The 13,462-nt window shown below is 44.3% G+C and carries 10 protein-coding genes; 2 read left to right on the top strand and 8 right to left on the bottom strand.

The window, feature by feature from the left end; all coding sequences use genetic code 11:
* Nucleotides 1–4 precede the first annotated feature (4 nt).
* The 8 genes from I3249_RS08440 to I3249_RS08475 all read right to left on the bottom strand — a co-directional run bounded on the left by I3249_RS08440 (nucleotide 5) and on the right by I3249_RS08475 (nucleotide 11,717).
* A complete protein-coding gene (locus tag I3249_RS08440; RefSeq protein WP_238069514.1) occupies nucleotides 5–1,336 on the bottom strand; it encodes a glycosyltransferase family 4 protein in 1,332 nt (443 codons plus the stop codon).
* A gap of 150 nt (nucleotides 1,337–1,486) precedes the next feature.
* On the bottom strand, nucleotides 1,487–2,359 hold the full coding sequence (locus I3249_RS08445; protein WP_238069516.1) for a TIGR03915 family putative DNA repair protein: 873 nt from the start codon (nucleotides 2,357–2,359) through the stop codon (nucleotides 1,487–1,489).
* A 75-nt stretch (nucleotides 2,360–2,434) separates the two neighbouring features.
* Nucleotides 2,435–3,703, bottom strand: coding sequence for a putative DNA modification/repair radical SAM protein (locus I3249_RS08450; protein ID WP_238069518.1), 1,269 nt, complete (start codon nucleotides 3,701–3,703; stop codon nucleotides 2,435–2,437).
* 350 nt (nucleotides 3,704–4,053) lie between these two features.
* Nucleotides 4,054–4,947, bottom strand: coding sequence for a hypothetical protein (locus I3249_RS08455; protein ID WP_238069520.1), 894 nt, complete (start codon nucleotides 4,945–4,947; stop codon nucleotides 4,054–4,056).
* A 471-nt stretch (nucleotides 4,948–5,418) separates the two neighbouring features.
* Nucleotides 5,419–5,895, bottom strand: coding sequence for a transcription elongation factor GreA (gene greA, locus I3249_RS08460; RefSeq protein ID WP_057760725.1), 477 nt, complete (start codon nucleotides 5,893–5,895; stop codon nucleotides 5,419–5,421).
* 330 nt (nucleotides 5,896–6,225) lie between these two features.
* A complete protein-coding gene (gene carB, locus I3249_RS08465; protein WP_102078365.1) occupies nucleotides 6,226–9,489 on the bottom strand; it encodes a carbamoyl-phosphate synthase large subunit in 3,264 nt (1,087 codons plus the stop codon).
* A gap of 153 nt (nucleotides 9,490–9,642) precedes the next feature.
* Nucleotides 9,643–10,884, bottom strand: a complete 1,242-nt coding sequence (carA, locus tag I3249_RS08470; protein ID WP_238069522.1) for a glutamine-hydrolyzing carbamoyl-phosphate synthase small subunit — start codon at nucleotides 10,882–10,884, stop codon at nucleotides 9,643–9,645.
* Between the two features lie 284 nt (nucleotides 10,885–11,168).
* Nucleotides 11,169–11,717, bottom strand: coding sequence for a phosphatase PAP2 family protein (locus tag I3249_RS08475; RefSeq protein ID WP_058025191.1), 549 nt, complete (start codon nucleotides 11,715–11,717; stop codon nucleotides 11,169–11,171).
* 262 nt (nucleotides 11,718–11,979) lie between these two features.
* On the opposite strand from I3249_RS08475, the gene I3249_RS08480 reads away from it, so the two are divergent.
* Both I3249_RS08480 and I3249_RS08485 read left to right on the top strand, forming a co-directional pair.
* Nucleotides 11,980–12,516, top strand: coding sequence for a gamma carbonic anhydrase family protein (locus tag I3249_RS08480; RefSeq protein WP_238069524.1), 537 nt, complete (start codon nucleotides 11,980–11,982; stop codon nucleotides 12,514–12,516).
* A 159-nt stretch (nucleotides 12,517–12,675) separates the two neighbouring features.
* A complete protein-coding gene (locus I3249_RS08485) occupies nucleotides 12,676–13,377 on the top strand; it encodes an HAD family hydrolase (protein ID WP_238069526.1) in 702 nt (233 codons plus the stop codon).
* Nucleotides 13,378–13,462: the final 85 nt, after the last annotated feature.

The raw sequence follows: 13,462 nt of genomic DNA on the forward strand, positions 1-13,462 counted from the left end.
GTGTTTACAGTGGTTGATTGTCTTCAGTTTTTTCAGTCGTATCTATTGTATCCGCTGTCTTAGGTTTTTCTTTAGTGAGCTTTATTTTTGGATTTTTAGCAACAGGTTCGATATTTTTTACAGCGACATTTAGGGCGGGTTTAGATGCTTTTTTTAGACTGCGTTTGATGCGTCGAACTGCGATAGCATCTGCTTCGGCTTGTTCTTCGGCAAGCGCTGCATCATGTAAGCTTTGATATACTTCAAGCGTCTTTTCAATCATCTCACGCATGGTGAATTTATTGGTCATTTCAGGGCGCGTTACACTCTCTAGCTGGTTTCTAACCGCTTTACAAAGCGCATTGGCATTGTACTTTTTTACCAATCCTTGCGGGTAGAGCGGTTGTAAAATCTCGCTAAAGGCGGCTTGATCCCAACCAATGACTGGCGTACCTAGATGTATGGCTTGTAGGGCATTGATACCGATTGACTCGGGTTCATTGGCAAGTGCCATGACAATATTGGCCGCCGATAGCCATTCTCGCATATCGTTACGTTTGCTGCCCACATAGGTAATGCGCTCCGCCAGTCCCAAGCTGTTGGTACGTTGGCGAAAGTCTTCATGAGCGACATCGCCGTCTTTATAGTCTTCATCCATAATAATGACGTGAATATTTGGGAATTGCTCTTGCAGGTTACCCAAGATATCGATGAGCCACTCTTGCCCGTACTCATTACCGATGACAGTTGGGAATACGAGCCATTTTTTGTGCTCAAGCTCAGGGTATTCAGCAAAGGTATGACGTAACCAATAAACCGACGGATTATGACGATAAGGGTAGCGCCGAGTATCGATACCACGATAGATACGCGTGATGACTTTGGGATCTACGTCTTCGATGCGCAGTCCTTTTTTTAAGTATTGAGTGACACTATCAGATACGGTGATTATCGTATCAACATTGAGTAGGGCTTGAGAATATTTATTGATTGGATAAAAACCATACATGGTCGAGACCAGTTTGGGAAAACGTCTAACGCGAGCACGGCGCAGTGCCAAATGCAATATCCATGCAGGGGTACGTGAATGTACATGAATGACATCAGGTTCGTACTTTTCTATCAAATGCCGCAGTGCAGAGACTTGCAATAGCGATAGCCAGGACTTTTTATTCACGTGCAGCTGATGGTATATATTGCCATCACGTTTGAGACGTCTAACCAAGTCATTGTCTTCATCGGCACTCGAAACAATGATAGAGGTATGCTCATTTTTGACCAATGCTCGCCCAAGATGAAAAATGCCGCGCTCGGATTCATCATGCTTTAGAGACGACAGTAAGCGCATAACTTTCATAATAGCGTTGGTCACCGGTTAGTAATATCAATTTGCTATTGTCAGTTAAAAGCGATTAAAACTCAACCATCAAGATAAAAAGATGAGGTCAGATAGGGGGTTTTTAGACTATATAAGCGTAAGACGTGGATTAATAAACACCAAAAGCCGTTAGCGTCGTTTTTGTAAATGCTCAGCATTGGGCAGTACTTGTTTTTCACTCAAGTATTTCCAGTAGCGCTGCGGGAGATATTGCTTATGCAGCTTAGGATTTTTGCGCTCTTTGATATTAACGTTGGTAAAGTAACCTTGCCAGAACTTTTGATAGCGTTGCTCATCAGGACTATGGATGCTGGCAGGATTGCGTAGTACCGCATCATCGAGATCAGTAATGGTTTGCAGCTTTGCTGGACGTGATGGCGTGCTATTACTTTTATCATAATAGATTCCGTAGCCCCGCGTTAGATCATAGATTGCCCAATGTTGATCCTGATAACGCTGCCGAAAATGCTCTCCGATCAGTGGCAGTACATTAAAATCAGGCTCTACACGTGCAAAATAAATATCATCAATCGTATGTTCAAAACGTACAAAAGCCTCCATGCGATGTTTCTCACGGCCAACCGATTTGACTGTCTGCACCAGCTCAAGCACGTCCAAATTACCCAAATCCTGCATGATCTGACGGCTAGGGTAGTCAATGGCGTATTTGACCACGCGGAACAATGTCGTACCGATATCGTCTTTCTCTGATAAAAATCCCCATAAGATATTTCGCATGCCTGAGCGATCCAATAAGGTATTTAATTTGACCAACACGCGCTCGGCTTTATCCTCATCAGTTGCCACGCTAGTCGCCTGAGCGATGAGTGAGGGCACATAGCAATCTTGCGCGGTTAGTTTCAGTGACATATCGTTTTGTAGCCGATTGGCATAGACATAAAACACCGCACTCAGCCAACCTTCAAAGCTAGGCTCATACAGTACAATGCTAGGCGTCAATTGACCGACAGCGTAAGAGTCATTTTGCATAAGGGCTGACATGTTTTATCCTACATTTCTATCATAAATACAGTAGCGAGATAGCAGGTTTTTTAACACGTGCTATCTAGAGCCATTCTAAAATAAAGCCAACTGCCCAGTACGTTGATCGTTAAACTTGGTCTGCGTTTGAGCCAATACATACTGACGGAAATTATCGCGCGTTAAATGAGCAAGGTGTTCGTTTTTGCCAGTGGTCGCGATGAAGTATTTAGCACGGTTGACCGCAGCGCCCATCTTTTTTAGATGGTATAGCGTCAGTTGATTGAACTTACGTGCTTTGACGATTTTCTTGGCAGTCTTTGTACCGATACCTGGGATACGCACAATCATCTCATATGTCGCTGTCTGAATATTGACTGGGAAATGCTCGCGATGGCGTATTGCCCAAGAAAGCTTAGGGTCGCAGTCTAAATCTAAAAACGGTGACTCCGGCTCCACAATCTCATGCGCGCCAAAACCATAAAAACGCATTAACCAATCTGCTTGATACAGACGATTCTCTCGTACCATCGGCACAGGCGTTCCAATCGCAGGCAAGCGATTATCAGAGAGCATAGGTACATAACCTGAGTAATAGACCCGCTTGAGATCGTACGTTTTGTAGAAGTGACTCGACAGCTGAATCACCTGCAAGTCAGTCTCGTTACTCGCACCAACGATCATTTGGCTGGTCTGACCGGCGGGCGTGAACTTAGGCGCTTTTTTGTGGGTTTTGCGACTCTCACGGATAGTGATGATTTCTTCTTTTACCGTTTCCATCGGTACTTTTAATTGGTCATGTGATTTCTCTGGCGCAAGCAAAGCCAATCCTGATTTGGTCGGAATCTCGATATTGACGCTCAAACGATCCGCATATAATCCTGCTTCTAGCAGTAGCTCTTTTGACGCACCTGGTATGGTCTTTAGATGGATGTAACCATTAAAGCGCTCACGCGTACGCAAGAGTTTGGCGACTTCGACCAGTCGTTCCATCGTATAGTCACCACTTTTAAAGATACCAGAGCTGAGGAATAGCCCTTCAATGTAGTTACGGCGGTAAAACTGCATGGTTAAATCGACGACTTCTTCGACACTGAACGCAGCACGCGGCGTGTCATTGCTCTTGCGCGAGGTGCAATAAGCACAGTCGTAAATGCAGTGATTGGTCAAAAGAATCTTTAGCAGACTGACACATCGACCATCTTCGGTATAACTGTGACAGATACCCGTTGCTGATGCATCGCCTAGTCCGCCGCCTTGGTTTTTACGAGTACCAGCGGAGGATGAGCAAGAGACATCATACTTGGCAGCATCGGCCAAGATATTGAGTTTTCCCTGTAATCTTTCATAATTGATGTTTGCCATAAGTCGCGTTTTACCAATTAATTATTGAGAGACTATTTTACCAAAATTATCGCTAAGTCATTGTATTAATAGGTGAAGTTGTAATGATATGCGACAACGGTTGTCGTCAAAAAAATCTGAATTTTTGGCTATGATTTGAATTTATATAAAGATTTTTTCAGCTAAGAATCCAACCACCAATCCGCTAACAATACCTGCAATACCGAGTAGTAGGAGAGGAATGGCTAGTATCGTGAATACCTGTGCTTGGCTTTTTTCCAAAAAAAGGTCTTGCTGACTAGATAGCTAGTCCACAAGACCTTTTACATATGCCGATAACCGTTAAATAATAGTATGCGACAGTTTAATGTTTATTGAACCTTGGCACGTATGACGACAGTCTTGGCCGCATTGGCGTCAAAGTTCACCAAGTTCCATTTTAGACCAGAGTAGTTTTCTTGGACAACCACCGTATTGCCAACCTGCTGAATGGTTTGATAGCTGTCTTCGCCAGTGGTGGCAAGCGTCGGCAGAGGACTATTCAACGAGACTAACTGGACGCCACTTGGTAATGAAATCATGGCGTTGATGTCATTGACCGGCTGTGCCGTGGTATTGGTGTATGTGGTGTGATACTCAATCACATCACCAGGGGCAATATGATTGGCAGGAACGGCAACTTCACGTCCATCAGCATTTTTTAGAATTTTCATGACTTTGGTGTTGGCATTGACTACGCCAGGCGTGCTAAAAGTCGGGGTCAGTTGCAACGTATCCAAAGTTGTCGTCGTGGTCGTTACTTGATTGGTCACTGGCTGCTGCATAATCACTGGCGGGGTGACGTTGGTTGTGACAGGTAGCACTTGCGTCACGCTGCTGGCAGGCGTGGTAATCACATCTACTTTAGTGACTTTATTGGTAATAGAGTTAGTCACTGGTACGCTAGTAACGGTCGTCGTACCTTGGACAACAGGAGACTGACGCACGACATAGCGTGGCACAGTGGTCACCTGAGTTACCGCGTACGGCATGCCGTCTTGCATGGTGATACCGTTTGGTGTCGCCGTAATAGTAGCAGTTTTGCCATCAGAGTATTGCTCGACCACCGTGGTGCTACCGCTCGCAGAGGAGCTAATGGCAATCTCAGGGGCAGCATTGGCCGATGATGTGGCCAACACGATACCTGCTAGAGCTGCAGACATAGCTGCATTTTTTGTCATAGTCGTTTTAGTATTTAATGCTTGGAAAACATCGTTCGTAATCATAAAAGACTCCTCAAAAATAATAGTAAGTAATACAACAATAGATAATGCTTAGATAAACAAAACCCCCGTTAAATGACACCGAAAAATATGCCAAATAACGAGGGTAGTAGTGCTGATATTAGCCTATGCGTGCGATCAGACCATCATTATTTTTAGTAAAAGCGCAGCAGTGCTAACTTATATAAAATCTATTCAATCCTAACTATTTCTTACTGAATAGACTGAATACTAAAGCTGTTGTGCGCTCAAATTCAAATAATTATGCGCCAAAACAAATCATGGATAAAAGCAGCATTGTGTAACCGAAATAGTATAAATGCTATCTATATGTAGTACAGCTTTCATCTATGAAGTTGAATAGCAAAGTAATCAGGCGCAATCATTGTCATAGAAGCTATTATCTAAAAGTCATTTCTCGAACTGTCTAACTTTGAGAACATCAAAATTCTAGATTAGAACGCAGTGTAGCTATTAGTCGTAGATAACTTTCATGACTTCATATTCAACCACGCCTTTTGGCGTTTCGATGCGCACTTCGTCGCCTTCGAACTTACCAATCAAACCACGAGCGATTGGTGAGTTGACTGAGATTTTGCCAGCTTTAAAATCGGCTTCATCATCACCAACGATTTTGTATTGTTTTTCTTCTTCGGTGTCCATGTTTTCGATCACGACGCTAACGCCAAATACAATACGGCCTTCTTTTGGCAGTGTCGAAGGATCGATGACTTGAGCGCCACCAAGTTTGGCTTCGATGTCACGAATACGTGCTTCACAAAAACCTTGCTGCTCACGGGCAGCATGGTATTCGGCATTTTCTTTCAAATCGCCGTGTTCGCGTGCTTCAGCAATCGATGCTGTGATGCGTGGACGGTCGACACTTTTTAGCTGTTTTAATTCGGCTTCTAAAGCCGCGTGTCCTTGCGGAGTCATTGGGTAACGTTGCATGTTTTTTCCTTAAACCAATAACACCACACCACCTCATAATGAGATGGTGTCAGTGTTGTTGCAATGGATATAAAATATAAAAGAGTGATAATTAAGACGATGTAATGAATAAGTTGGCTATCATTTATGAGTGTATCTCACCTCAATTCAAGCATAGGCGCACTTAAGCTTACGTAATAAAAAGCATAGTCGCAATTTAGCCACTATGCTTTTTAGGTCTATCACGGTAAAGGTATCGTTCCTCAAGCATGGTTGGCTATATTTAAAGCAAACAACGATACTTGAGTGAGCTTTTAGGCAAGCCTAACGGTTATGCTTAATCTACTGAAATTATTCAGCCACGTCAATAGACTTTGCTTGCTCATGCAAATCTTGTAACTTATAGACATCAAACGGTAAGTCAATCGCGTAAGATTTGCAGACGGCATCAGCGGCACCTAACGTGGTGACGTAGAATACTTTGCCTTGTAGTGCACTACGGCGAATAGAGAACGAATCCTCTTGAGCTTGCTTACCTTCAGTAGTATTGATGATAAGGTCGATTTTGCCGTTTTTCAAGGCATCAACGATATGCGGGCGACCTTCAGTGACCTTGTTAATTTGTTGACTTTCGATACCAGCGTCGCTCAGTACTTTTTGCGTGCCAGTGGTCGAGACAATCTTAAAGCCAAAGTCTGCAAGCTGACGAGCAATCGGAGCGATTTGCGCTTTGTCACTATCACGAACTGAGATAAAGACGGTTTTTGTCTCGCCTTCAGTTGGCAAGCCTGGCAGACGCTCATTACTACCGATAATGGCTTTGTAGAATGCTTCGCCAAAGGTTTTGCCCACGCCCATAACTTCGCCCGTTGATTTCATCTCAGGACTCAAGATTGGGTCAACACCTGGGAACTTGGCGAATGGGAATACCGCTTCTTTGACCGCATAGAATGCTGGGACAATTTCAGTGGTAAAACCTTGGTCTTTAAGCGAAGTACCAGCCATACAGCGAGCAGCAACCTGTGCTAACGAAGTACCGATACACTTAGAGACGAACGGTACTGTACGTGCAGCACGTGGGTTCACTTCTAAGATATATACGGTTTCGCCTTTTACAGCGAACTGTACGTTCATTAGACCGATAACGCCTAGCTCTTTTGCCATAGCGACCGTCTGCGCGCGCATCACGTCACATAGCTCTTTAGACAGTGAGTATGGTGGCAGTGAGCATGCTGAGTCACCTGAGTGAACGCCAGCCTGTTCGATGTGTTGCATGATACCGCCGATGACGACATCAGTACCATCACATACACAGTCTACGTCAACTTCGATAGCATCATCTAAGAAGCGATCTAGTAGGACAGGCGCTTCGTTCGATGCTTGTACCGCAGTACGTAGGTAATGTCTTAGCTCGTCTTCGTTATAGACGATTTCCATCGCGCGGCCACCTAATACATAAGATGGACGTACAACCAATGGATAGCCTACGTCTTTTGCTTTAACCAAACCGTCTTCTAAGCTGGTTGCTAGAGCGTTTGATGGCTGTACTAAGTTTAGCTGCTGAATCATATGCTGGAAGCGCTCACGGTCTTCGGCACGGTCGATTGCATCTGGGCTAGTACCGATGATTTTGACGCCTGCTGACTCTAGTGCACGAGCAAGTTTCAATGGCGTTTGACCACCGAACTGTACAATCACGCCATCAGGATTTTCGATACGAACAATCTCTAGCACGTCTTCTAACGTGATTGGCTCAAAGTATAAACGGTCAGAAGTATCATAATCGGTTGAAACCGTTTCAGGGTTACAGTTGACCATGATGGTCTCGTAACCATCTTCACGCATGGCAAGCGCTGCATGCACACAGCAGTAATCAAACTCAATGCCTTGGCCGATACGGTTAGGACCGCCACCGATAACCATGATTTTCTTTTTGTCTGTTGGGTTCGCTTCACATTCGCTATCGTACGTTGAGTACATATAAGCGGTGCTAGTAGCAAACTCTGCCGCACAGGTATCAACACGTTTATACACTGGATAGACGTTTAGATCCCAACGCTTTTTGCGTAGCTGCTTCTGTGAGATACCAAGCAGTTTAGCCAAACGCAAATCTGATAAACCTTTACGTTTAAAGCTACGTAAATTTTTCTCGTTCAAGCCGCCAAAACCAAGTGATTTTACAGTGGCTTCTGTTTTAACGATGTCTTCTATCTGTACCAAGAACCATGGGTCAATCTTGGTAAAATTAAACACTTCATCGACACTCATACCGACGCGGAATGCATCAGCAACGTAGTAGATACGCTCAGGTGTTGGAATAGTTAGGCGGTTTATGATTTCGCTACGTGCTTTTTCAACGCTTACTTTTGATAAGTCAATTTGCTCGTCAAAGCCATCCGCACCTGTTTCCATACCGCGTAAGGCTTTTTGCATAGACTCTTGGAAGTTACGACCAATCGCCATCACTTCACCGACTGATTTCATCTGAGTCGATAAGATATTGTCCGCTTGCGGGAATTTTTCGAAGTTAAAACGAGGTATCTTGGTCACGACATAATCAAGCGCAGGCTCAAAGCTGGCTGGTGTTTTGCCACCAGTGATGTCATTTTGCAATTCATCTAGCGTATAACCAATTGCCAGTTTTGCTGCGATTTTGGCAATCGGGAAGCCAGTGGCTTTTGAGGCTAGGGCAGACGAGCGTGATACACGTGGGTTCATCTCGATGACGACCATGCGACCAGTATCAGGGTTGATACCGAACTGTACGTTTGAGCCGCCTGTTTCAACACCAATCTCACGCAGTACTGCTAATGACGCATTACGCATGATTTGGTATTCTTTGTCGGTCAAGGTCTGTGCTGGTGCGACGGTGATTGAGTCGCCTGTATGCACGCCCATTGGGTCAAAATTTTCGATAGCACAAATGATGATGCAGTTGTCGTTTTTGTCACGAACCACTTCCATCTCGTACTCTTTCCAACCAATCAATGACTCATCGATGAGTAGCTGATGGTTTGGAGATAAGTCAAAACCACGCTCACAGATTTCAATGAACTCATCACGGTTATAAGCGATACCACCGCCTGAACCACCCATCGTGAATGATGGACGAATGATACACGGATAGCCCATTTTTTCTTGAGTAGCAAAGGCTTCTTCCATCGTTTCAGCCGTTTCAGCGCGCGGGCACTCAAGACCAATACGTTTCATTGCTTTATCAAACAAGTTGCGGTCTTCTGCCATCTCGATTGAGTCTTTGGTCGCGCCAATCAACTCGCAGTTATACTTGGTTAATACGCCGTGCTTGTCCAGCTCTAGCGCACAGTTTAGAGCCGTCTGTCCGCCCATCGTTGGCAAGATTGCATCTGGGCGTTCTTTGGCAATAATTTGCTCAACCGTCTGCCAAGTAATCGGCTCGATATAGGTTGCGTCAGCCATGACAGGGTCGGTCATGATTGTTGCAGGGTTTGAGTTGACCAAGATGACGCGGTAGCCTTCTTCTTTTAGTGCTTTACACGCCTGTGCGCCTGAATAGTCAAACTCACATGCTTGGCCGATGACGATAGGGCCTGCGCCAATGATAAGAATGCTTTTTATGTCGGTACGTTTTGGCATAGTTAGAGCTACCTTCGTTTGGGTGATAATTTGAGTAATCTTTATTTTTGATAACGCGCATGGCGTTTTATACTTGCAGTGCTTTATTTAGTGCCGCTTGAAGCGCTATGGACGATTCAAGCGTTTACTTATTATGTAGTTATAATCAACCGTTTACGCTTGGGCAGTTTTAGCCGCTTCCATCATATCCGCAAACTTATCAAACAATGGCGCGCAGTCATGTGGACCAGGGCTGGCTTCTGGGTGACCTTGGAAGCTAAAGACGGGCTTGTTAGTCAGCTCGATACCTTGGTTGGTACCATCGAATAATGAGCGATGGGTAGATTTCACGTTGTCAGGTAACGTGTCTTCATCAACCGCGAAACCATGGTTTTGACTGGTAATCATAACCGTACCAGTCGCCAAATCTTGTACTGGATGGTTGGCACCATGATGGCCCGTTTTCATTTTGATAGTATTTGCACCGCTAGCCAGACCAATCAGCTGATGGCCTAAGCAGATGCCAAACGTTGGCACATCAGTTTGTTCAATGATGTGGCGTACCGCATCGATAGCGTAATCGCAGGCAGCAGGGTCACCAGGGCCATTTGATAAAAAGATGCCATCTGGGTTCATTGCTAGCACGTCTGCGATAGGGGTCTGTGCTGGCACGACCGTTACGTGACAACCGCGGTCGACGAGCATGCGTAAGATGTTTGTTTTGCTACCGAAGTCATAAGCGACGACGTTGTATTTAGAATCGATGTGAGTGCCGAGTTGCTTAAAGAAGCCACCAGTGCCGCTATCATGACTACCAGGGATATCACGGTTGAGTAGGGTGTCTGATAAATCCCAGGTACCTGCTGTCCACTCGAAGTTCTCTTTAGTACAGCATTCTTTTGCCAAGTCCATGCCTTTTAGACCTGCAAAGCCTTTCGCCAACTCAATCGCTTTTTGCTCATCGTCGCTACTGATAGTCTCGCCGTTTGAGGCAGTCATGATACAGCCGTTCTGTGCACCTTTATCACGTAATAGACGTGTTAGCTGACGCGTATCAATTTCAGCGATAGCCACTGTCTCATTACGCTGTAAATAGTCGCTAAGTGACTCTGAGTTACGGAAGTTAGAGGTTGCCATGGTGGCATCACGGATGATAAGACCGTCTGCCCATACTTTATGGCCATTGCCAGATTCTGTGTCCTCGCTATTGGTGCCTGTATTACCGATATGAGGGTAAGTCAAAGTCACCAGCTGGCGGGCATAACTTGGATCGGTTAGGATTTCTTGATACCCTGTCATGGCTGTGTTAAATACCACTTCACCAATACGATGACCTAGGCTGCCGATACTGACACCGCGAAAGATTGTACCGTCTGCTAGTGCCAAAATTGCTTGTATTTCTGCCGATGAATTCAAGGATTGCCTCCGCTGTTATTGGTGAGTGCCATCATGTTTTGTTGGTCTAAAATTGCTCCGTATCCTTTTATTTACGGCATTTGACTGTTGTCATATAAAAGTAAAAAAAGGGCGATACACAAAAATTTTCCACAAAAAAGCGAGAAGACATTATTGATGAAAACTACAAAACCCACTAGATAGTGAATAGGTAACTTGCATCATGTCCGCTCGCTTAGGCACAGATTTTGCGTATTATATACAAAATAGTAACTTATGGCTAGTATCAAGGGCAAACTGAGTGATTAAAACTGGTAGTGGACAGACAGCCCGTAATAGTCAGGCGCAAGATTGGTTGTGATGAGAAGCTGATCGTTATAGCTTTTGGTCAAATACATACTACTGGCAACCCCTAGTGCTGCACCAGCAAATACATCAGCCACATCATGTTTTTCCGCTTTAACACGGCTATAACCTACAAAAGTTGCGCCAACATAAGCTGGAATACTATATTCTAATCCATAGCGTTTATGAATGAAGCTTGCGCCCTGAAATGCCAAAGAAGTATGTCCTGATGGGAAGGAGTCATTGTCGCTATGGTCAGGGCGCTCTTTATTAATGGTTGACTTCACAGCATAGGTCACGGCAAGATTGGTAGCAAATGATTGATAAAATTGCTGACGTCCCTCTTTATCATTCATATAATGCGTGCTGCCATAAGCAATGGCAGGTATGGCAACCGCAACAATGTCACCGGCTCTCTCCAAACTTGAGGTATCTTCAGCATAACTGGGCGCGGTGATGATCACACTACTTGCCAACAAGATAATAGGTACGTGTGTTTCGCGAAGCATGGATGCGTCCTTAGTAGGGTAGCGGTACTTGTTAGGGCAGGCGCTACGATAGCAAAATGAGAATGTTGGCCTTGCTAATTGTACTATAAAGTGGACACACGATAAGGTATTAAATGGGATTGTATACTGTAAAATATATTTTTTATGGCTATGGTCCAAAGTGAGATGGTTCTTTGACATGCGAATCAAATAAGCATAAAAATGATTGTGGTATAACCAATGACTTACTCCAAAATAACATTATCCTTACTAAGGAGAAACGATGATATTTAAATATTTAGACAAAACCCCTGAGTTTGCTGTACCGTTCAACGGTTGGATTGCTGACTCGGCGCAAGTGATGGGCGATGTGTATTTAGGCCATCAGGCCAATATTTGGTTCGGTGCAGTGATACGCGGTGACAACGATCGTATCCATATCGGTGACTATAGTAATGTGCAAGAAAACAGTGTGATTCATACTGATGCAGGTATCAAAGTCACTATTGGTAATTACGTGACTATTGGTCATCTGGCTATGTTACATGGTTGTGAAGTCGGTGATAATAGCTTGATTGGCATTGGCGCAGTGGTACTCAATAACGTCAAGATCGGTAAAAACTGCCTGATAGGGGCAAAAGCCTTAGTTACTGAAGGTCAGGTCATTCCAGATAACTCGCTAGTGATGGGTGCGCCTGCAAAAGTGGTCAAAACGCTAACAGATGAGCAAGTAGCGATGCTAAAAATGTCAGCGCTACATTATACTGAGCGTTGCCAGAAATTCAAAACAGGCTTAACAGAAATCGCAATGCCTGACTAAAGGTAAATAGTCTAAGCGATTCTAAATAGTTAAATTACAAGGTGCGAGCTATATCTAATTGATGTGCTATTTAGGTGACACGCTCAGCCTTAGTAGATAACTGTACCCAATTTTATTAAACGATTCATATTTTTTCGCAACCAACGATAAGGTCTCACCATGCAGGCAAATCAAGCACAAATACAACAAAAACAACTGGCATTATTTGATTTAGATCATACATTACTTGATGTCGATAGCGATTATCTCTGGGGCGAGTATATCGTAAAGCATGACCTTGTCGATGAGGCGCAGTACCGCACTGCCAATCAGAAATTTTATAATGACTATATTGAAGGTACGCTAGACGCGACAGAGTACAATGAATTCGTCGCGCAGTTTTTAAGCAGTCTGCCGCTTGATAGACTTGATGAGCTAAGAGAAGACTATATCAAAAGCGAAATTGAGCCACATATTCGTCCAAAAGCGATGGAAGCGTTGTGCCAGCACATTGAGCAAGGGCACGATGTGGTGATTATTTCTGCGACCAATGATTTTGTAGTGTCAGCCATTGCCAAGCGTTTTGGTGTAGAAGAAGCCAATGTATTGGCAACGCCATTAGAAATCAAAGATAATCGCTATACAGGTAAGCTCATTGACAGACCAAACTTCCAAGCGGGCAAAATATACCATTTGGATAAATGGCTAAGTAAACAGCAAGCAGCTGGCATCACGTTTGAAAAGACGTACGCGTATTCAGATTCCAAAAATGATATTCCGTTACTCGAATGGGCTGATGTGGCCGTTTGCGTATCACCTGATGACGCGTTGCATGCGCATGCGTTAGCCTATCGCTGGGCAGTAGAGGATTGGTCAATTTAGCTGGTCTATAGACCTCTTGCAAAAGTGGCAGAGGATTTTACAATAACTGATGCACTCACAACTGGCTGGAAACCATGCCAAACAT

The organism is Psychrobacter sp. Ps1 (assembly GCF_022129425.1).
Lineage (GTDB): Bacteria > Pseudomonadota > Gammaproteobacteria > Pseudomonadales > Moraxellaceae > Psychrobacter.